9 protein-coding genes are annotated in these 21,835 nt (G+C 68.2%); 1 reads left to right on the top strand and 8 read right to left on the bottom strand.

The window, feature by feature from the left end; genetic code table 11:
- Positions 1-16: 16 nt before the first annotated feature.
- Entirely contained in the window at positions 17-1,159 is a 1,143-nt protein-coding gene (locus DVB37_RS13775) for a metallophosphoesterase (RefSeq protein WP_120155696.1), read from the bottom strand.
- Positions 1,160-1,398: 239 nt separating this feature from the next.
- Here DVB37_RS13775 and fhuE point away from each other — a divergent pair, with 239 nt between their 5' ends.
- The gene (fhuE, locus tag DVB37_RS13770; protein ID WP_205571613.1) at positions 1,399-3,612 is read left to right on the top strand and encodes a ferric-rhodotorulic acid/ferric-coprogen receptor FhuE; all 2,214 of its coding nucleotides are present in this window, start codon (positions 1,399-1,401) and stop codon (positions 3,610-3,612) included.
- A 218-nt stretch (positions 3,613-3,830) separates the two neighbouring features.
- On the opposite strand, the gene treY is transcribed toward fhuE, so the two are convergent.
- Genes treY through DVB37_RS13735 form a run of 7 tightly spaced genes read right to left on the bottom strand, consistent with a single transcriptional unit; the run spans position 3,831 to position 21,818 of the window.
- Entirely contained in the window at positions 3,831-6,719 is a 2,889-nt protein-coding gene (gene treY / locus DVB37_RS13765; RefSeq protein ID WP_120155692.1) for a malto-oligosyltrehalose synthase, read from the bottom strand.
- Positions 6,716-9,082: a 4-alpha-glucanotransferase gene (gene malQ / locus DVB37_RS13760; RefSeq protein ID WP_240434112.1), complete on the bottom strand. Its 2,367-nt coding sequence runs from the start codon at positions 9,080-9,082 to the stop codon at positions 6,716-6,718. The genes treY and malQ overlap by 4 nt, the downstream gene beginning before the upstream one ends.
- Positions 9,079-10,878 (bottom strand): malto-oligosyltrehalose trehalohydrolase, encoded by a 1,800-nt coding sequence (gene treZ / locus DVB37_RS13755; RefSeq protein WP_120155688.1) that lies wholly within the window; start codon positions 10,876-10,878, stop codon positions 9,079-9,081. Before treZ ends, malQ begins: the two co-directional genes overlap by 4 nt.
- The gene (gene glgX / locus DVB37_RS13750) at positions 10,875-12,986 is read right to left on the bottom strand and encodes a glycogen debranching protein GlgX (protein WP_120155686.1); all 2,112 of its coding nucleotides are present in this window, start codon (positions 12,984-12,986) and stop codon (positions 10,875-10,877) included. Before glgX ends, treZ begins: the two co-directional genes overlap by 4 nt.
- Positions 12,987-12,990: 4 nt before the next feature.
- Positions 12,991-15,198: a 1,4-alpha-glucan branching protein GlgB gene (gene glgB / locus DVB37_RS13745; RefSeq protein WP_120155683.1), complete on the bottom strand. Its 2,208-nt coding sequence runs from the start codon at positions 15,196-15,198 to the stop codon at positions 12,991-12,993.
- Complete coding sequence (gene treS / locus DVB37_RS13740; protein ID WP_120155681.1) at positions 15,195-18,584, bottom strand: maltose alpha-D-glucosyltransferase; 3,390 nt, start codon at positions 18,582-18,584, stop codon at positions 15,195-15,197. The genes glgB and treS overlap by 4 nt, the downstream gene beginning before the upstream one ends.
- Before the next feature lie 15 nt (positions 18,585-18,599).
- Positions 18,600-21,818 (bottom strand): alpha-1,4-glucan--maltose-1-phosphate maltosyltransferase, encoded by a 3,219-nt coding sequence (locus DVB37_RS13735; protein ID WP_120155678.1) that lies wholly within the window; start codon positions 21,816-21,818, stop codon positions 18,600-18,602.
- Positions 21,819-21,835: the final 17 nt, after the last annotated feature.

Below are 21,835 nucleotides of genomic sequence, written 5' to 3'. Positions count from 1 at the left end.
GGTGGGCGTAGGCCGCCTACGGCGCGGCCACTCGGGCCGGTGCGCGCAGCACGATCTGCGTGATTTCGGAAGGGCGGCCCAGGCGGACCGGAAAGCCCGGCCACAGCCCGGTGCCATTACTCACATATAACTGCATGCCGTTCACCTGATATAGGCCGGACACATAGCCCTCGTTGGCCAGTTGCGTCAGCAGGTGCGGTCCCAGGATCTGGCCACCATGCGTATGGCCGGACAGTTGCAGTCCGGCCCCGGCCTGGGCGTTCAGCGCCGCGCCTGGGGGGCGATGGCTCAGCAAAATGACCGGGTCGGTCTTGGGCACGCCCTGCAATGCCCGCGCCACGTCCGGCACGGGCTGGTCGTAGGCGGCCGCCATCTTGTCGGTAACGCCCGCCAGCACCAGGCGCTGTCCATTGGGCGTCAGCGTGACGTGGTCATTGAGCAGCAGGCGCAGGCCCAGCTTTTCGAAGGCGGGCAGCCAGCGCTGGTACTCGGCGTAGTACTCGTGGTTGCCGGGGATGGCGTACACGCCTTGTGGCGCGCGCAGGGCTTGCAGCGGCAGCACATCGGCCGCGCGCGCATCGGTCGTGCCGTCGACCAGATCCCCCGTGATGACGATAAGGTCCGGGTTCAGCGCATTGGTTTTCTTGACCACCGCGTCCATCCACGGCGCTTCCAGAAGGCGGCTGGCGTGCAGGTCGGTCAGTTGCACCAGCCGAAAGCCGTCCAGTTTGGGCGGCAGTTTGGGCAGGGCGATTTCCAGCGTTTTGACATCGGGCACGCGCACGGCCTGCCACACGCCAATGGCCGACAGCAGCGCAGCCGCCACCGCCGCACCCTGCGCCCAACCGCGCGCAGCCAGCAGCCCGCGACCCCGCTTGCGCGAGAACACGTAGACCACCACGCCCACCACGTCGCGCAGCAACAGCAGCATGGCCAGCAGCAGCAGGGCGCCAAAGGCCCAGCCCAGCGCCATCAGCAAGGTGGCGGGCACCTCGGGCGAGGCCATCGAGCCAAAGAAATTGCGCGTCACCAGATGGTGCTCGGCCACACCCAGCAACAACAGGGACAACGCCCCCTTGGCAGGGCGGGATAGCGACAGGGGCAGGACGAAACGCCAGATGACGTAAAGACTGATCAGTCCGGTAAAGACATGGAACACGAAGGGATTCCTACGGAAAACGACTGGAATAAGGGCCGAAGCCAGCGACATTATGCCGATGCGCCGGGTGCCGTGTTGGGTATGCCCACGGCGCGTAGGGACAAATTTGCGTCGTGGATTTATGTGGCATCCCCCGTGGCCGTCCCCCGTCGTAAATTCACAACAGCAAACGTATATGCGAATCAGTCGCATTACACTCCTTTCCCACAACGCAACCCGAAGTGGGAAAGGAAAGCAGCATGCAAGATCAAAGGCCGCTGGGCGGCAGCCCCCGTATTCATTCTTCCGACCGTCCTGCGTGGCGGCTGCGCCGCGCGTCGGCGCTGGTGTTGATGGCGCTGGCGTCCAGCGGCGCGGCGGCCCAGGCGCAGGACGGCGCCGTGGCCACCTTGCCCAGCGTGCAGGTGGTGGGCGACGGTGACCCCACCACCACGGAAGGGACGGGGTCCTACACGCCCCGCGCCACGGCGGCCGGCACGGGCATGGCCTTGACGCTGCGCGAGACACCGCAGTCGGTCACGGTGGTGACACGTCAGCGCATGGAAGACGAAGACATGCGGTCGCTGGCCGACGTCATGGCCAATACACCCGGTATCGCGGTGCAGAACTACGACAGCGAGCGCTATTCGTTCAGCTCGCGCGGGTTCGCCATCAGCAATTACCTGTACGACGGCGTGCCCACGGGCTTTGATAGCGGCTATGCGGCGGGCGAGTCGTCAATGGACACCATCATCTATGACCGCGTGGAAGTCGTGCGCGGCGCCACCGGCCTGCTGACCGGCGCCGGCAATCCGTCGGCGTCCATCAACCTGGTGCGCAAGCATGCCATCAGCCGCGAATTCAAGGCCGACATCAGCGTCAGCGCGGGCTCGTGGGACACCTATCGCGGCACGCTGGACCTTTCCACGCCGCTGAACAAGGACGGCAGCGTGCGCGGTCGCATCGTGTCCGCCTACCAGGACAACCACTCTTATCTGGACGACTACAAAAGCCAGAAGAAAGTGTTCTACGGCGTGGTCGACGCGGACATTACGTCGCGCACCACCTTCAGCGCCGGCTTCAATTACCAGGACAACAGCCCCAAGGGCAGCAGCTGGGGCGGCTTTCCGCTGTGGTACGCCGACAGCGGGCGCACCGACTGGAAGCGGTCGCTGAACACCGGGGCCGACTGGAGCTCCTGGGCCAGCACCACGACGGGCGGCTTCGCCAGCCTGGAGCATCGCTTTGACAATGATTGGCGGGTGCAGGCGGTGGCCTCGCATTCCAAGCACGAAATGGATGGCAAGCTGCTCTATCTGTACGGCTGGCCCGACCGCCAGACCGGCCTGGGCGTGAACGGGTCGCCCTCGTGGTACCTGGGCGACCGCAAGCAGAACAGCCTGGACATCAAGGCCACCGGCCCGTTCACCGCCTTTGGCCGCCGCCACGAAGCCGTGGTGGGCGCCAGCTTCACCCGCCAGTACGCCGACTTTGATTACCGCGCGGGCTTGAACGCCGCGCCGGTGGGCAACTTCTTTGACTGGGACGGCTCGTATCCGGAACCCGACTGGAGCGACACGGCGGTGACCGCCAGCCGCTACACCACCAAGCAGACGGGCTGGTACGGCGCGCTGCGCCTGAACCTGGCCGACCCGCTCAAGCTGATCGTCGGCGGCCGTTACAGCACCTGGAAAACGGATTCCGTGGGCTTTGGCGGTGGCGACCACACCGCGTTCGACAAGAACGCGTTCACGCCGTACGCGGGGCTGCTGTACGACATCAACGACAACTACACCGCCTACGTCAGCTACACCGGCATCTTCAACCCGCAAAGCTACCAGGACCGCAACGGCGGCTGGCTGGACCCGCTGGAAGGCAAATCCTACGAGGCCGGCGTCAAGGGCGAATTCCTGGAAGGCCGCTTGAACGCCAGCGCGGCGGTGTTCCAGGTGGAACAGGACAACGTGGCGCAGACCGACCCGGGTTACCTGGTGCCGGGTTCGATCAACCAGGCTTATCGGGCCGCACAAGGAACGCGCAGCCGGGGCTTTGACCTGGAAGTGTCCGGAGAAGTGACGCCGGGCTGGAACCTGGCGGCGGGCTGGTCGCACTGGACCGCGCGTGATGGCGACGGCGCGGCCATCCAGACCGACCAGCCGCGCACGCTGGTGCGCGTCTTCACCACCTACCAGTTGCCGGGCGACTGGAACCGGTTGACGGTGGGCGGCGGCGTGAACTGGCAAAGCGGCGTCTACACCATCGCCAGCGGCCCAAATGGCGACGAACGCGTGGGGCAGGGCAGCTACGCCATCACCAACCTGATGGCCCGCTACCGCTTCAACCGCAACCTGTCGGCGCAGCTGAACGTGAACAACCTGTTCGACCGCAAGTACTACAGCCAGGTCGGCTTCTACAGCCAGGGCGCGTGGGGCGCCGGCCGCAGCGCGATGGTGACGATGCGGTACCAGTACTGAGCGCGACCGGTACTGGGCGGGAGCAGTGGTAAACGGAAGCAGAAGTAAACGGCAGCAGAAGTAAACGGCAGCAGAAGTAAACGGCAGCCGTACCAAGCGTGACGGGGCTGGGCGCAGCGCGGCGGCTCCGTGGCGCGTCGCCTCCGCACTTGCCTCCGCACTCGCCGCCGCGCTTGCCTTCCCGCTACTCCGTCCTTCCCGCTACTCCGTCCTTCCCGCTACTCCGTCGCCAACAGCGCCACCGGCCCGTCTCGCAGCAGTTGGTCCAGCGCAAGTTCGCCGGCCCCGTTCACGCTGGGACGGCGGCCGGAAAGCACGTCGCGCAAGGCGTCCATGTCCGCGTCCACGTCTGCCGGCAGCGCCACGCGGGTGCCCTCCCAGTAGGCCGCTGCCTGCGCCGGTTTGCCCTGGGCGTAGCCGGCCAGCGCCATGGCGCACAGCCTGGGCGCCACGACCACCACACAGCGCCCGTCATGGCGGCGCAGGTACGCAATGACGTTCGCGGCGCGCGGGCCGTGCACCGCAAGCGGCGTGTAGTCGCCCAGGCGGAAAACGTCGGGGTGACGCGCCCGCAGCGCCAGCGCGCGCTGGATCAGTGACTGCTTGATGGCGCCACTGCGCCATGCCTGCGCGTCGGTGGCGATGGGCGTGTCAACGTGCCCTGCCAGCACGTCCGGGCGCGCGTCTTCCTGCAAGGTCGCGGTGGCATCCGTTGCATCGCCTTCCAAGGTGCCAGGCGGATTCGATTCGGCCAGCAGCGCCGCCCGCTCCGCGTAGTCCACCGGGCGGCGGTTGTCGGGATCGACCAGGCTGAAGTCCCACAGGTCCGCGCCCTGGTAAAGATCCGGCACGCCGGGCACCGTGTTGCGCAGCACCGTCTGGGTCAGGCTGTTCACAAGGCCCGCCGAAGCGATTTTCAGCGCCCAGGTGCCGATGTCTCGCAGCAGGGCCTGCCCGTCGCCGGGCTGTTGCAAGGCCTCGATGCATCGTCGGGCGGCGCCCTCGTAGTCGGCGTTCGGGTCCGTCCAACTGGTGTGCAGCTTGGCTTCGCGCAGGGCTTTTTCCTGCCACTGCGCGATGCGGCCAAGAAAGTCCGCAATGGCCTCGGGCTGTTCGCTTAGCCGCTCGGGTGACAACGACAGCGGCCACGCGCCCACCAGGCTTTGCAAAAGCAGGTAGCGGTCGGCGGGGGTGGGCGGCCCGGGTGGCGCCAGCCGGGCAATCCAGCCGTCCGCGGTGCGGCGCCACTCGTCGGGGATTTCAGACAGCACGGCCAGCCGGGCGCGCGTGTCTTCGCCGCGCTTGTGGTCGTGGGTGGCGGTGGCCAGCATGGCATGCGGGTGCGTGCCCGCACGCGCGGCGCACAGTGCATGGAACTCTTCAAGCGGCAGCGTGAACCGGGTCGGGCTGGAGCCCACTTCGTTGCGGGACAACAGCGGGCCGCGTCGGTAGAACAGCGTATCTTCCAAGGCTTTGGCGGCCAGGGGCGGCGTCAGCTGCTGGAACCGGCGCAAGGCCAGCGTGCGCGCCTCGGCCTGCTGGGAATCGGGGGCGTCCGCCGAGTCGGCGCCGGGGATTGCAGCCGCAGCCGCAGCCGGTGCGGGCGTGGCAGACGTTGAGGGCGTTGCGGACGTTGCAGACGTTGCAGACGTTGCGGGCGTTGCGGACTCGGACGGCGGCGTGCCCCCGCCCAGCCAGTGGTCCAACTGGTCCAGCAAGCGCAGGTCGGCCGACGCGTCGCCCAGCGCCGCGCGCGCCTGGTCCAGCGCGATGCGGCACCAGTGCGTATCGGCGGGGCTGCGGCCGCCGTCCTCTGCATAGGTGCGGTACACCGGGAATGCCGCCAGCAGCGCCGTCAGCACTCGGTCGATGGCGGGCTGGGTCCAATCGCGGGTTCGCGCATCCATGTGCGCGATGCGCGCCAGCGCCGTCACCAGCGCGAGCCTTTCGCTGGGGAAGTGGCGTGCCAGCATGCGGTGGCGGGCGTCGCGCAGTTGGGCCGGGGCATCGCGCGCGTCGCGGCTCAGGCTGGCCCAGAACTGTTCCAGCGGCGCCTGTGCCTGGGGGGCATGCAGCAGCGCGCCCACCTGGTCCATGAAGTCGTAGCCCGTGGTGCCGTGGGTGGGCCAATGCGGTTCCAGCGCTTCGTCGTCCGCCAGGATCTTCTCAATGACCAGATAGCCTTCGCCGGGCAGGCCGGCCTGGCTGCGGGCGTCGTCCGCCTCGCGCATGGCGCGGCGCAAGCGGCGCAGATAGGCACCGGGGCTGGCCAGGCCATCGATATGGTCGATGCGCAGGCCGTCCAGCACGCCTTCGCGGTACAAGCGCAACACCAGCGCATGCACGGCGTTGAACACGGCCTCGTCCTCCACGCGCACGCCCACCAGTTCGCTGATTTCAAAGAAGCGGCGCCAGTTGATGAGGTCGGGCGCGGTGCGCCACCAGGCCAGGCGGTAATGTTGGCGTTCCAGCAAGGCGTGCAGCCGCGCCTGGCCGGCCGCGCTGCCGGGGTCGCAGGCTGCGCACAAGGTGGCCGGGTCCCCGGTGGCCGAGCCGGGCGTTAGCGGCAACTGCTGGCCGCCGGCTTCGATATAGCTGGTGCCCGACTGCGCATCGTGCACCAGCCGGATGCCACCCGCTGCCAGGGTTTCGCTGTACGGGTCGGGCAGCACGGGCAGCAGCACCTTGCCGCGCAGCAGGGGGTCGGGCGCGTCCCAGTTGATGTCGAAGGTGCCGGCTTGCGCGCTTTGCCGGCCCAGCCGCAATACGTCGGCCCACCAGGCGTTGGACGCATGCGCGGCCATGTGATTGGGCACGATGTCGGCAATCAGGCCCATGCCGTGGGCGCGTGCCGCGTCTGCCAGCTTGCGCAGCGCGCTTTCGCCGCCCAGATCGTCACTGACGCGCTGGTGGTCGATAACGTCATAACCGTGCGTGGAGCCCGCCTTGGCCTGGGTGATGGGCGACAGGTACAAGTGGCTGACCCCCAACGCGGCGTAGTAGGGAAGCTGCCGGCGTGCGTCGTCCAGCGTGAAGTCGGCATGCAATTGCAGGCGCGCCGTGGCGCGGGGAATGCTGGGGGCGATGGGCGGGGCGACGGGCTTCATGAGCGGCCCCGCCTGGCGCGCACCGGACGCAGGCGCGCCTGGCTGGCGGGCGCGGTCAGGCAGTCGTCCACCGACAATGGCGCCCGTTGGCGCCAGTTGGGGTGTTCGTCGATGGTGCCGGGCAGGTTGGGCTGATCCAGCTGACCCGTCAGGTCTTCCAGCGTGACCAGCATCAGCGGGCAGGGCGTGGCGGCCACAAAGCCCAGCAGTTCGGCGCTGGGCGTCTGGCGGGGCAAGGGCCGGGTCGAGGCCGTGGGCGAGGACGCCTGTACCGAACGCCACAGCGTGGCGCGTTCTTCCAGGCGGCCGGATCGTTGGGCGGCTTCTTCCTGGCCGGGGCCCAGCAGGTTCAAGCGGGAGCGCCACAGAATATCCTGGGCGTGCCACCAGCCTTCCAAAGTCGGCAAATCGTGAGTCGTGGTCATGGCAACAGCGTGTTTGGGCCATTCCGAAGGGGGCAGGAAGGCCGGGGGGGCGGAAGGGGCGTCGGGCGTGTCGGACGGGTCGGAATTGTCGGATGTGTCGGATGTGTCGGAACTGTCGGAACTGTCGGAACTGTCGGAACTGTCGGAACTGTCGGAACCGTCGGAACCGTCGGAACCGTCGGGCGTGGCAGGGGCGCGCATGAACCACAGTACGTCCATGCCCAGCACGCCGTGTTCTTCCAGCAGCGCGTCAAAGCCTTCCGGCACCGTGCCCAGGTTTTCACCCACGATCAGCGCGCGATGCAGCCACGCTTCCAGGGCAGTCAGGCGCAGCAATTCGCGCAGCGGATAGCGCACATAGCCGCCGTCTTGGGGACCGGCGCCATCAGGGATCAGCCACATCCGGGCCATGCCCAGGATGTGGTCGATACGCAGGCCGCCCGCGTGGGCCAGGCAGGCTCGCAGCATGGCCAGAAACGCCGAATAGCCCGACTTCTGCAAGGCCGCGGGCGACAGCGCGGTCAGCCCCCAGCCCTGGCCCAGCGGGTTGTAGATATCCGGCGGCGCGCCCACGCTGGCGCGCTTGACCAGGTCGGCCTGGCGGCTCCATGCGTGGCTGCCCAGCGGGCTTGCGCCCACCGCCAGGTCCGCCACGATGCCCACGCGCATGCCCGCATCGCGGCCGGCATGCTGCGCCTGCTTCAGGCTGGCCGAGGCCAGCCACTGGGCAAACGCATGCGCGTCCACCTCTTGGGCATGCTGCGCGGCGAACTGTTGCGCGGCGGATGAGCGCGGGTCGCGCAGATCGGCCGGCCATTGCGTCCACGGCACGGGCGTGCCCGCCTCCAGGCTGTGCGCCGCGTGCAGCGCTTCAAACAGCGCGTGGTCACGCAGGTCTTGCCCGCCCGCGTTGCGGAAGGCGTCGTAGGCGCGGCGTTGTTCATCGCCGGCGGCCAGGGTGAAACGTTCATGCAGACGCCGCAGCAGCTGGTGCCGGAACCCGGCGGCCGCGGGCCAATCGATCAACGGCTGGGCATCCAGCGAGCGCAAGCGCGTGTGGGTCATCCCTGCCAGGGCATCGCGCACGGCGTCGGCGCCCAGGACGGCGGCGGGATCGGCGTACAAGGTGTTCAAGAACAGCCGGCTGGACGGCGAATACGGGCTGCACTGCGCCGCGTCGGCGGCAAACATGGCGTGCACGGGGCTGATCGCCAGCGCGTCCGCGCCCGCATTGCCGGCTGCCTCGGCCAAGTCGCGCAGCGCCCCAAAGTCGCCAAAGCCATGCGTGGCCTGCGTGGGATCGGGGTGGGGCCGGCGCAGGCTGTAGACCTGCACGGCCAGGCCCCAGGCGCGCGCGTCCCGCTCTTGCAGCAGCTCGTCCACGGAAGGCGCGCGGGCGGGCGCAACGGCAAGCGTCGTCACGCCGCTGGCCGTGTGCAGCGTGTAGTAGCCCGGCGTGGATGGGGCGCGCAACATTGGCGCGGTGCCGCCCGCCTGCGTGGGTCGGCCGGTACGTTGGTCTGCGCGCAGATCTGTGCGCTTGCCTGTGTGCTGGCCTGCACCTTGTCCTCCGCCTTGGCCGGCAGGCTGGTCCTCGGGCCGGTCAATGTTCTGGTCCGTCGTTTGGCCGGTGATGGCGGGCCCGGCCGGCGGTTCGATGCGATAAGCGCCGGCGCAGTTGCGTGGCAGAAACACGGCTTCACCGGTGACGGCGACCAGCATCGCGGGCAGGTGCGACTGCGATTGCATGTCGGCCAGCCTTTGTCGGCTGTCGCGAATATCCGCCTCGGACCCGGCGGGCAGGTCCATCGCGGCGAGCAGGGCGCGCAGCGTGTCGGGTGATACGCGTTGCGGGCGCTTGTCCGCGTCCGTCCAGTGTTCCGCGATACCGGCCTCGGCCGCCAACTCCGATAGCCCGGCGGGGGCGCCGGCGCTCATGCGGGCTCCTCCAGCAGCCATACCGTGCTTTCCGAGCACAGGTTGCCCTGGCACAACGCGTCGAACGCACCGGCGCGCGACTCAAACAGCAGCGCCGAAAACAAGGGCGCGGCCGACGCTTGTTGACGCGGCAGGGCCTCCGGCACGGGGCCCAGGTTGACGTACGCGGACAGCAGCGCGCCGTCCGCCAAACGCCACCTGGCATGCACGCTGTGTTCACCGACGGCACGCGCGAACACGGTCTTGGCGCCGTCCAGCCGCGGGGCGATGACGCGCTGGCGCATGTCCAGCAGCGCGCGGTAAAGGTCGCGCCACTGCTGCGCGTCGGGGCTGGCCTCGGGCGTCCAGGGGTTGCTCTGGTCCCAGGTGGTTTCGGCGTTGGGGTCGGGTACGGCCTCGCTGTTTGCGCCCGAAAACTCGGGGAAGGCGGCGAATTCGCGCTGACGACCCTCGCGTACCGCCGTGGCCAAGGCCGGGTCGGTATGGCTGGTGAAGTACAGGAACGGCGCGCGGCTGCCGGCTTCTTCGCCCATGAACACCAGCGGAATCTGCGGGGCCAGCAGTTGCAGCACGACGCCAGCGCGCAGCCGTTCCGTGGTTTCGGCCAGCAGGGTCAGCCGTTCGCCGCGCGCGCGGTTGCCGGTCTGATCATGATTTTGCAGGAACAGCACAAACGACGTGGGCGACAGGTGCGCGCTGGGCTCGCCACGGGCGGCGCCCTGGCGGTAGGGCGACGGCTGGCCTTGGTAGACCCAGCCTTCGCCCAGGCAGCGCGCCAGGGCCTGGGCGGGGCGGTCTGCGTAGTCGGCGTAATAGCCGCGCGATTCCCCCGTCAACAGGTGGTGCAGCACGTGATGCGCGTCGTCGTTCCATTGGGCGTCGTAGCCATCGGTCAGCAGGCTGGCGCGGTTGTCATCGTTTTCCAGTACCAGATGGATGTGGCGCTGCGCCGGAATCTGCCCGCGCACAAATTGCGCCAGCTCTACCAGCCATTCCGGGTCCGGGATAGCGTGCACCGCATCCAGGCGCAGGCCGTCAAAGCGGTATTCCGTGAGCCAGTACAACGCGTTCTCTTCGAAGTAGCGGCGCACGGGGGGCTGGCGAAAATCGATGGCCGACCCCCACGGCGTGGCCACGTCATCCCGAAAGAACGGGGCCGCGTACTGCGACAGGTAGTTGCCGTCCGGGCCGAAGTGGTTATAGACCACGTCCAGCATCACGCACAGGCCCAGCCCGTGCGCGGTGTCGATCAGGTTCTTCAGATCATCGGGCGTGCCGTAGGCCGTGTCCGGCGCATAGGGCAGCACGCCGTCATAGCCCCAGTTGCGCGGTCCGGGAAAGTCGGCAATCGGCATCAGCTCAATCACCGTAAAGCCCATGTCGGCCAGCTCGGGCAGCTTTTGCGTCAGGCCCGCAAAGCCGCCCGCCAGGCCGGCGTGCGCTTCGTAGATGACCGCTTCGCGCCACGGCCGGCCCATCCATGACGGGTGCCGCCACGGATAGCTGTCCGCGCCCACCACCACGCTGGCGTCGTGCACGTCGCCGTCTTGCAGGCGCGACGCCGGGTCGGGCGCCAGCAGGCCTGCGCCCAGGCGGTATTGATAACGCGTGCCCGCCGTGCAATCGACGTCCACCTGCACAAAGCCATCGGTCTCGGGATGCAGGGGGATGGGATCACGGCCGGGAATAACCAGCGCAAGGTCGGGCGGAGCGGAGGGGGCCCACAGGCGAAAACGCGTGCGGCCATCGGGCAGCGGCAGCGCGCCGTGGGTATACGGTTCGGGCAACACGGTCATGATCCATTTCCGGAGATGCAGGTAGCAGACAGCAGGACAAGGCTGTGCGCCTGTACGGTGATTTCGTTTTCGGTGACGGGCGCGGCGGGCACTTGCGTGGCCGAGTCCAGCTCTCGCAGCCAGGCTTGGCCGGGCTCGGGCAGGGTGAAGGTGGCGGGTTCGGCACCCGGGTTCATCAGCAGCAAAGTGATGTCCGCGCTGCCGTCCTCGCGCAGCGCCGCGCGCCGCACCGCCATCGTGCGTTGTTGCGGGTCATCCCACGCGCCCTGGTCGATGGGGCCGCCGTGCGTGTCGAACCAGCCGATCGCGCTGACGCCGGGGCACACTTCCTGCGCCGCGTCGCCAAAGCGGGCGGCGCGCAGGCTGGGGTGGTCGCGCCGCAGCGCCACCGCACGGGCGACAAACGTGCTCAGTGCGCGGCCTTCGTCGCTTTGCGCCTGCGTCCAGTCCAGCCACGACACGGGGCCGTCCTGGCAATAGGCGTTGTTGTTGCCGTCCTGGCTGTTGCCGAATTCATCGCCCGCCAACATCATCGGCGTGCCGTCCGACATGAACAGGGTTGCCAGCAGCGCCCGCTGCACGCGGCCGCGCGTTTCCAGAATGGCGGCGTCGTCGGTCGGGCCTTCAACGCCCCAGTTGTGGCTGTAGTTTTCCGAATGACCGTCGTTGCCGCCTTCGCCGTTGGCTTCGTTGTGGCTGCCGTCGTAGCTGACCACGTCCTGCGTGGTGAAGCCGTCGTGCGACGCGATGAAGTTGACGCTGGCCCAGGGGCGGCGGTGGCGGCGGTCGAAAACATCGCGCGACCCGCACAGCCGGGCCGCCATGTCGCCGCGCATGCCTTCGTCGCCGCGCCAGTAGCGGCGCACCGTGTCGCGGTAGCGGTCGTTCCATTCCGCCATGCCGGGCGGGTGGCTACCCAGTTGGTAGCCGTCCGGGCCGATGTCCCAGGGTTCCGAAATGAGCTTCACGCCGGCCAGCACCGGGTCCTGCAACAAGGCGTCGAAAAAGCCGGAGCCCGGGTCAAAGCCCGTGCCCTCGCGGCCCAGCGTCACGCCCAGGTCGAAGCGAAAGCCGTCCACGCCATACGACTGCGTCCAGTAGCGCAGTGAATCCGTCACCATCTGAAGCACGCGCGGGTGCGACAGGTTGACGGTGTTGCCGCAACCGGTGTCGTTGATGTAGTAGCGCTCTTCGCCCGGCATCAGGCGGTAGTAGCTGGCGTTGTCCAAGCCGCGCCACGACAGGGTGGGGCCCAGTTCGCTGCCTTCGCAGGTGTGGTTGTAGACCACGTCCAGTATCACTTCCAGCCCGGCGGCGTGCAGGCGGCGCACGGCCTGGCGCAGGTCGTTCGGGCCGCGTTGCAGATAGGTCGGTTCTGGCGCGAAGAACGACAGCGTGTTGTAGCCCCAGTAGTTGCGCAGCCCGCGTTCCAACAGGAAGCGGTCTTGCAGGAAGGCGTGCACGGGCAGTAGTTCGACGGCGGTGACGCCCAGGCGATGCAGATGTTCGATAAAGCGTGGGTCCGCCAGCGCGGCGCAGGTGCCGCGCAGCGGCGGGCGCAGGTCTTCGCGCTGCATCGACACGCCGCGCAGGTGCACTTCGTAGATCGTGGTGTCCGTCCACGGCGTGTCGGGCGCCTTGCTGTTGCCCCAGTTAAAGGGCACGTCTTCGGTCACCACCGCCTTGGCCATGGCCGGCGCGCTGTCGCGGCGGTCCATCGACAAATCGCCGCGCGCATGGTTCAGGCGGTACCCGAACAGCGCATCGCTCCAGCTGACCGGGCCGGTCAGCTGGCGGGCGTAGGGGTCCAGCAGCAGCTTGTGCGGGTTGAAGCGGTGGCCGTTGCGCGGGTCGTAAGGCCCATGGGCGCGATAGCCGTAGATCAAACCGGGCTGGGCATCGGGCAGGTAGCCGTGCCAGATTTCGTCGGTACATTCCGGCAGGTCGAAGCGTCGTAGTTCTTTGCGGCCGCGCGCATCGAACACGCACAGTTCGATCCGGGTGGCGTTCGCCGAGAACACGGCGAAATTCACGCCCAAGCCGTCACTGACGGCGCCCAGCGGATACGGCTTGCCGGAGGTAAGGCGGGTGAACTGAGTGGGGTCCATGGATTCAGCCTTCGTGCGTGAAGAACAAGGTGGCAAGAGGAGGTAGCGTCAGCGACAAGGATTGCGCGTGGCCGTGAGCGGGCTGATCGGCGGACTGCGCCGCGCCCTGGTTGCCTTGGCCCGAGCCGCCGTACCAACCGGCGTCGGTGTTCAGCGTTTCGGCCCAGCGCCCCGCCAGCGGCACGCCGACGCGGTAGCCGTGGCGGGTAACGGGGGTGAAGTTGCAGATGGCCAGCATGGTCGATGCGCCGCTGCGGCGCAGGAACGCGGCCACGCTGTTGTCGGCGTCGTCCATGACCAGCCACGCGAAGCCTTCGGGCTGGGCGTCCATTTCGTGCAGCGCGGGCGAATCGCGATACACGCGGTTCAGGTCCGCGACCAGGCGCTGCACGCCTTTATGGCCCGCGTCGTCCAGCAGGCTCCAGTTGATGGTGGCGTCGTGATTCCATTCGGCCGGCTGCGCCAGCTCGCCGCCCATGAACAGCAGCTTCTTGCCGGGATGCGCCCACATGAAGCCCAGGTAGGCGCGCAGGTTCGCCAGCTTGGTGCCATGGTCGCCCGGCATTTTGTTCAGCAGCGAGCCCTTGCCGTGCACCACTTCGTCATGCGACAGCGGCAGGATGAAGCGTTCGGAATAGGCGTAGGCCATGCCGAAGGTGATGTCGTGATGGTGATACTTGCGATACACGGGGTCTTCCTCCATGTAGCGCAGCGTGTCGTGCATCCACCCCATGTTCCATTTGTAGTGAAAGCCCAGGCCGCCCTCGGACACCGGCGCCGTCACGCCCGGCCATGCGGTGGATTCTTCGGCCACCACGATGGCGTCCGGCGCTTCGTGGCGTACGGTGCTGTTCAGGTCGCGCAGGAACGCCACGGCTTCCAGGTTCTCGCGGCCGCCGTACACGTTGGGAATCCACTCGCCGGCCTTGCGGCTGTAGTCGCGATAAAGCATCGAGGCCACCGCGTCCACGCGCAGGCCGTCGATATGGAATTGGCGCAGCCAGTGCACCGCGCTGGCGATCATGAACGCTTTGACTTCGGTGCGGCCCAGGTTGTAGACCAGCGTGTTCCAGTCGGGGTGATAGCCTTCGCGCGGATCGGCGTATTCATACAACGGCGTGCCGTCAAAGCGCGCCAGCCCATGCGCGTCGTTCGGAAAGTGCGCGGGCACCCAGTCCAGGATCACGCCCACGCCCATGGCGTGGCAGCGGTCCACGAAGCGGGCGAAGGCCGCCGGCGGGCCAAAGCGCGCCGACGGGGCAAACATGCCCAGCGGCTGGTAGCCCCAGGACCCGCCGAACGGGTATTCCATAATGGGCATCAATTCCACATGGGTGAAGCCCATGGCCTGCGCATAGGCCGGCAGCTTGTCGGCCAACTGGTCCCAGACGCAGCGCTCGTTGTCGGCGGCCACCCACGAGCCGGCCTGCACTTCGTAAATCGAAATGGGCGCGTCGGGCTGTTGGCGCGCGCCGCGCGATTGCATCCAGTCTTCGTCCGTCCAGACGTGGGGCGTGGGGTCGTCCACTACCGACGCGGTCGCGGGTGCGGCCTGCGCGCGCCGTGCCATGGGGTCGGCCTTGAACACGATGGCGCCCGCGCTATCGGTGATGGCGAACTTGTAGCAATCGCCGGCGCATACGCCGGGGATGAACAATTCCCACACGCCGGCGGCGTGGCGCAGGCGCATGGGGTGGCGGCGGCTGTCCCAGCTGTTGAAGTCGCCCACCACCGCGACGCGGCGCGCATTGGGCGCCCAGACCGCGCAACGCAGCCCGGACACGCCGTTCATTTCCACCAGGCGCGCGCCCAGCAAGTCCAGCGCAGCGCGCCAGTCCCCGCTGGACAAGGCGCCCAGGTCCGCGTCCGACAACACCGGCCCGAAGGCATACGGGTCCGCCGTCACCTGCTCCGTGCCGGGCCATTGGATGGCCAGTTGATAAGAGGCCGGGTCGCCGGGGCGGGCGCCGGGTGCGGCGCCGGTGTACAGGCCGTGTGCTTGTTCATGCAGGGGCGTCCGGGTGCCATCCGCGCTGATCACCGCCACCGCGTTGGCGCCGGGCAGCAGCGCGCGAACGGCGCCGTCATGCGGTCCCAGCACGGCGAAGGGGTCGGCGTGCTGGCCCCCGGCCAGGGCTTGCAGCGTGGCCGCGTCAACCTGGCCGGCGGGGGTGGAGGACGGCGGCAAGCCACCGTTGTCAGGAAGGCTCATCGTGTTTTTTCCTCGGCGCTGATCGCCGCATCTTGCAAGAGTTCTCGTGCCAGTCCGGTCAGGGCGCACAGCGGGATAGAGATCCAGTCCGGCCGGTGCGCGGCTTCGTAGCTAACTTCGTAAGCGGCTTTTTCCAGCTGAGCCAGCTTGAGCAGGGTGTCTTCCTGCGCGCCCGGCAGCGCAATAGCCGTGGACGCCGCTTCCTGGTAGCCCTGCAAGAAGGCCTCGACCGCGCGCGAGCCGAAGCGCGCCAGCAGCGTGTCACGCAGATCCTGCGGCACGCCCGGCGCGGCGGCCGAGTCGGCGGCCCCCGCGTTGGCGTCGGTGGGCGCACCGCCCATCGGGTCCGATCGCGCCACCGACGCGGCGGCGTAATCGAACGAGCGCAGCATGCCCGCCACGTCCTTGTACGGCGTGGTGATGTTGCGCCGGGCCTCCAGCGTCTGGATTGGTTCGCCTTCGAAGTCGATCAGGTAGGCGTCGGTCTGCGCCACCAGCACCTGGCCCAGGTGGAAGTCGCCATGCACGCGAATCAGCGGCGCGCCCACCAACGCCTGCGCCATCGTGTCCACCTGCTTGCGCAGCCGGTCGCGATGTTCAAACAGCCACTGCGCGCAAGCGTGCGACGGTGCTTCCAGGCGGTCCATCACCGCGCGCAGGTCCTCGTCGGCGCGGTCCAGTTGCCCGGCGATGCGCGTGGCGTGCGCCTGGGCATCCTCGGCGGTGGCCGTCTGCACCGGAAAGGCCGGGTCGTCCGTGGCTTGCGCCAGCGCGTTGTGCAGCTCGGCCAGACGGCGGCCGATGGTGCCGGCCATCACCGTGTAGCCTTCCAGGCTGGCTTCGAATTCCTCGGGGCTGTTGCCGCCCAGCAGGGCCGCGCCCAGCGTGCGTTTCAGGTAGTCCAGGGTCCACGTCCACGCATCGCCTTCGTTGCTGACGAAGGCGTGCATGACCGCCAGCGTGTGCGGCACCCCTTCGGCGTCCACGCGCACCACCTCGCCCAGCAGCGCGGGAATGTTGGCGTAGCCGGCGCGCGTCAGATGGCGCGACACCTCGACTTCCGGCGACACGCCGGGCTTCACATTGCGGATCAGCTTCAGGATGGCCTGGTTGGCCACGATCACCGAGCTATTCGATTGTTCGGCCCGAATCCACTGCAATTCGGGTTCCGTGCCAAAGTCCACGTCGGCCAGGCCGGGTTCGGGCAGGTAGCGGATGACGCCGGGTTTGTCGCCCGGCTTGCCGCCGTCGCGCCCGTCCAGTTCCTGCTTGGCGCGCAGCGCGTCGATCACGCCCAGCACAAAGCCGGGTTGCAGGAAGGCGTCGGCCAGCGTGCCCACTTCCGGGCCGCGCCGCACCCGCGCGATGGGGTATTGCACCTGCGCGGTTTCGTCCCACACCAACACGAACGGGGCTTGCACGCGCAGGCCGTCGTCTATGCCGTCTTCGGGTTCGACTTCGGCCCAGTAGAACTCGCCACCGGCGCTGCGGCCGCCGCCCATGCCCGCGCTGCTGGCGGCAAAGGGCGTGGCGTAGGCCAGGCGCGCGCGAGATGGCGCCTTCGACCCCGGGAACCAGCGCTGGCGCGCCAGGTACTCGGGCAGCACTTCGTTTTCCAGCACGTTGCGCGACGAGTCCGTCAGCGCGGCGCCACCGCGCGACTTCAACACCAGCGTCGTCAGCTCGGGCATCTGGGCGGGGCCGCTGGCATGCCATCCCGGCGGCGCGGCGTCCATGCTCAGGTCCATCCAGTAAAAGCCGTAGGGCGGCAAGGTCAGCAGATAGGGCAGTTCACCGATGGCCGGAAACGGCGTGCCGCCCAGCATTTCCACCGGCACGCGGCCGTTGAATTCCTGCAAGGGCAGTTCCACCGGCTGCGCCGCGTTCGACAGGTTAGCCACGCACAGGATGGTGGTGTCGTTCCACTGCCGCAAGTAAGCCAGGATCTTGCGATTGCCGGCCTGGATGAAGCGCAGCGTGCCCCGGCCAAACGCATGCGTCTGGCGGCGCTGCGCCAACATGCGGCGCGTCCAGTTCAGCAGCGAATGCGGGTCGCGTTGCTGGGCTTCGACGTTGACCGCCTCGTAGCCGTACAACGGCCCCATCAATACCGGCAGCGGCAGGCGCTCGGGGTCAGCGCGCGAAAAGCCGCCGTTGCGGTCCGGCGACCACTGCATCGGCGTGCGCACGCCGTCGCGGTCGCCCAGATGCACGTTGTCGCCCATGCCCAGTTCGTCGCCGTAGTACAGCACTGGCGTGCCGGGCATGGACAAGAGCAGGCTGTTCATCAGTTCGACGCGGCGGCGGTCGCGCTCCAGCAAGGGCGCCAGACGGCGGCGGATACCCAGGTTGATGCGCGCGCGCGGATCGGCGGCGTAGACGCTCCACAGGTAATCGCGTTCGCGGCTGGTCACCATTTCCAGCGTCAGCTCGTCGTGGTTGCGCAGGAAAATAGCCCACTGGCAGGTGTCCGGAATATCCGGCGTCTGGCGGATGATGTCGGTAATGGGAAAGCGGTCTTCCTGCGCGATGGCCATGTACATGCGCGGCATCAGCGGAAAGTGGAACGACATATGGCATTCGTCGCCCGCGCCGAAATACTCCTGCGCATCCTCGGGCCACTGGTTCGCTTCGGCCAACAACAGCCGGCCCGGGTATTCCTGGTCGATCACCGCGCGGATCTGCTTGAGCACCTGGTGCGTTTCGGGCAGGTTTTCGTTGTTGGTGCCTTCGCGTTCCACCAGGTACGGCACGGCGTCCAGCCGCAGCCCGTCCACGCCCATGTCCAGCCAATAGCGCATGACGGACAGCACTTCCTTGAGCACCTGCGGGTTGTCGTAGTTCAGGTCGGGCTGATGGGAATAGAAGCGATGCCAGAAGTAGGCATTAGCTTCGGGGTCCCACGTCCAGTTGGACTTTTCCGTGTCGCAAAAGATGATGCGCGTGCCGGCGTAGGCCTTGTCGTTGTCGGACCACACGTAGAAGTTGCGCGCCGCCGATCCCGGGCGCGAGGTGCGCGCCCGCTGAAACCAGCGGTGCTGGTCCGACGTGTGGTTGACCACCAGTTCGGTAATGACGCGCAGCCCGCGGGCGTGGGCTTCGCGGATCAGCTTGCGCACGTCGGCCACCGTGCCGTAGTCGGGATGCACCCCGCGATAGTCCGCGATGTCGTAGCCATCGTCGCGCCGGGGCGACGGGTAGAACGGCAGCAGCCAGATCGTGTTCACGCCCAGGCTGGCGATGTAATCCAACTTCATGATCAGGCCGGGCACGTCTCCCACCCCGTCGTCGTTCGAGTCGAAGAACGACTTCACATGCAGCTGATAGATAACGGCGTCCTTGTACCAAAGGCCGTCATCCTTGATGGGATTGGTTTCACTGATCATCGTGGGCTCCGGGCGTCAACCATGCAGGGACAGCCGCCAGACGCGATAGGGTTGGTCGGGGGACAGCGTCACGGTGCGCGTCGCGTCGCGCCAGGTCTCGTGGCTGTCCGTCAACAGGTCTTCGACTTCAAGATGAGCGGGCCTGGCGTCGCCGAACAACCAGAACGGCACCTCCAGATATGCGGTTTGCGGTTGGAAGGGGTCCAGGCTGATGACGGTAAGCACCACGTTGCCCAGACCCGGCGTGGCTTTGACAAAGGCCAGGACGCGGTCGTTGCCACTGCGCAGCGCGGTCAGCCCGCGATGCGTCTGCAAGGCCGGGTTGGCGCGGCGGATCTGGTTCAGCCGCGCGATCTCGGCGCGGATGTTGCCGGGCTGGCGCCAGTCGCGCGGGCGCAGTTCGTACTTTTCGGAATCCAGATATTCCTCTTTGCCCGGCACCGGCGCGGACTCGCACAGCTCGAAACCGCTGTACACGCCCCACAGGCCCGAGCCCATGGCGGCCAGCGCGGCGCGGATCAAGAATCCCGGCCGCCCCGACGTCTGCAAGAACACCGGGTTGATATCCGGCGTGTTCACAAAGAAGTGCGGGCGGAAAAAATCGGCCGGCGGCGGGTTGGAGATTTCTTCCAGATACGCCTGCAACTCGGCCCGCTCGTTGCGCCACGTGAAGTATGTGTACGACTGCGTGAAACCCACCTTGGCCAGGCGGTACATCATCTTGGGCCGGGTAAAGGCTTCAGACAGGAACAGCACATCGGGGTGCTGCCCGTGCACCTCGGCAATCAGCCATTGCCAGAAGGGCAGCGGCTTGGTGTGCGGGTTGTCCACGCGAAAGATCCGCACGCCCTTGTCCACCCAGAACAGCACCACGTCGCGCAGCGCGCGCCACAGCGCCAGCTTGCGCGCGCGGCGGGGCGGCGAGCCGTAGAACGACACGTTGACGATGTCCTGGTACTTCTTGGGCGGGTTCTCGGCGTAGCGGATGGAACCGTCGGGGCGCCATGAGAACCAATCGGGATGCGACTTCAACCAGGGATGGTCGGGCGAACACTGGATGGCAAAGTCCAGCGCCATTTCCATGCCGTGCTCGCGCGCGGCGCTGACCAGTCGCAGAAAATCATCCAGCGATCCCAGCTTGGGCTCGATGGCGTCATGGCCGCCGTCGGCCGACCCGATAGCGTACGGGCTGCCCACGTCGTCCGGCCCGGCGATCAGGCTGTTGTTCGGCCCCTTGCGATTGCGCAGGCCGATGGGGTGTATCGGCGGCAGGTACAGCACGTCAAAGCCCATTTCCTGAATGTCGGGCAGGCGCGCGATGACGTCGTCAAACGTGCCATGGCGGCCGGGCTCGCGGGCTTGCGACCGAGGAAACAATTCATACCAGGCGCTGTGGCAGGCTTGCGGGCGGTCGACCCAGACGGGATACGGGTCGGGCGTGACGGTTTCAAACGGGCGCGCGTCCAGTTCCCGCATCGCCTGCGCCAGCTCGGCGCCCAGCAGCAGCGCAATGTGCGCGTCGGTGGGTGCGATGTCGGCTTTGGCGCCGGGCAGGGCTTTCAACGCGGCCTTCACCACGGCCACGCTGTTGGCCGGATACGCGTGCTGGCTGGCGCGCTTGTCGGCTTCGCGCAGCAACAAGACGCCTTCGGACACTTCCAGGTGCACGTCCACTCCGGCCGCGTGCTTGACCTCCAGGTCATGGCGGTAGGTTTCCCAGACGTCGAACCACGCCGCCACCTGAAACTCGTGCGGCCCGATGCGGCGCGGTCGGAAGCTGGCTTGCCAGCGGTCGTTGGACAGCAGCTTGAGCGGCGTGCGCCGCCAGTTGGCTTCATCGGCGGCGCGCCAGCGGACTTCGCCCGCGATGCGGTCGTGGCCGTCCATCAGCAAGTCGGCCTGGACGGTGATGCGTTCGTGCACCGTGCACTTGATGGGGTGCGCGCCGTCGTCAACGGCGGGCGATACGCTTTCGATGGCGATGCGCAGGCCCGCGCCGCCTTCCGTGCGCGGCCCGGGATGGCGCGAGGCTTCGCGCACGGGCGGCATCGGCGTCACGGCCATCAGGGCGCAACCGCCCGCGGGCAGGGTGTCACCCGCCAGCAGGGGCGCGTCGGTCATGCGTTGGGGCAGGATGTCGCCAGGCGGCAGGCTGGACGCCACGGCGTCCCAATCGATGCGCGCCGGGGCGGCTTCGTTAGGGTTCAACGCCAGCACCGCCGTGGCGCCGTCGGGCTCATCGCGCAGCACCAGCGTGGCGCGGCCGTCGCGGCCGCCCAGCACACGCGGCGGGCCGGCAGGCGCGTCGCGCAGGCTGAGCCACTGGTTGATGTCCTGCAATTGGGGCGACGCGTCGATGTCGGCTTCCGCCGCCATCCACCCGTTGGCGGTAAAGGCGGCGGCCCACGCCAGCCGCGCATCGGCATGCGGCTTGTTCGGGGCGTCGCCGTGCAGCGGCGTCGTGCTGGCCAGCACCGGCGCCACGCGTTGCAGGCGCGAGGCTTCTTCGGCCAGCCAGGCGGATTTGTAATCCCACCACGGCAGGGAAGAAAACACGCCGTCGAAACCGGCGTCGCGCAGCGTGTCCAGCTGATGCGCCGTGAGCCCCGGCGTCCAGGCCAGGCAATGCGGGGCGGTGGCGTGTTGGCGCAGCGGGTCCAGCACGCCGCGCCAGCTGGTGGCGGGCAGGCGCTGGGGGGCTTCGAATACAAAGCCGGCCACGCCGGCTTGCATCCAGCGCGCCAGCCGCGCCGACCAGGCCTGCGCGAACTCCGGCGGCGGCTCGCCGGCCAGGGCCATGACGCCCCACGTGCTTACAGGCAGGCGGGGGTCGCGCGCCGGGTCGTCGGGCGGCGGCTGATACCAGCCGGGCGGCGCGGTGGTGGGCGTGGCGTCCACCGACACGCGGTCCAGCACCACGTGCAGCATCAAGGTCAGCCCTTGTGCGGCGGTGGCGCGCGAAAGGCGGGCGAGCCGTTCGGTAATGGGTTCGGTGCCGTCGCCGGTCGGGCTGGCGTCGGCGTCGATGGGCGCCAGGGTGTGCGCGTCGGCCGACCGGACCCAGGGCGGCGGAATCAACACGGCGTTGAATCCGGCGCGCTGGATACGGGCCAGCCGGGCATCCAGCGCGGCGTCGGCCGTTGCCGCCGGGGCGCCGTCCGGCAAACCCTGTGGCGCGTGGCAGATGCGCAACGCGGTGGGCGGGGAGGGGACGGGCTTGGGGGCAGCGGCCATGCGTGTGCGCCTTGTGA

This window comes from Achromobacter sp. B7 (genome assembly GCF_003600685.1).
Lineage (GTDB): Bacteria > Pseudomonadota > Gammaproteobacteria > Burkholderiales > Burkholderiaceae_B > Achromobacter > Achromobacter spanius_B.
Note: the sequence above shows the minus strand (reverse complement) of the source record. Positions and strands in the feature narration are given on the sequence as shown.

Coding starts and splice junctions, on each gene's coding strand:
- fhuE (WP_205571613.1), top strand. CDS start 1,399: ATGCAAGATCAAAGGCCGCTGGGCGGCAGCCCCCGTATTCATTCTTCC.
- treY (WP_120155692.1), bottom strand. CDS start 6,719: ATGAAGCCCGTCGCCCCGCCCATCGCCCCCAGCATTCCCCGCGCCACG.
- malQ (WP_240434112.1), bottom strand. CDS start 9,082: ATGAGCGCCGGCGCCCCCGCCGGGCTATCGGAGTTGGCGGCCGAGGCC.
- treZ (WP_120155688.1), bottom strand. CDS start 10,878: ATGACCGTGTTGCCCGAACCGTATACCCACGGCGCGCTGCCGCTGCCC.
- glgX (WP_120155686.1), bottom strand. CDS start 12,986: ATGGACCCCACTCAGTTCACCCGCCTTACCTCCGGCAAGCCGTATCCG.
- glgB (WP_120155683.1), bottom strand. CDS start 15,198: ATGAGCCTTCCTGACAACGGTGGCTTGCCGCCGTCCTCCACCCCCGCC.
- treS (WP_120155681.1), bottom strand. CDS start 18,584: ATGATCAGTGAAACCAATCCCATCAAGGATGACGGCCTTTGGTACAAG.
- DVB37_RS13735 (WP_120155678.1), bottom strand. CDS start 21,818: ATGGCCGCTGCCCCCAAGCCCGTCCCCTCCCCGCCCACCGCGTTGCGC.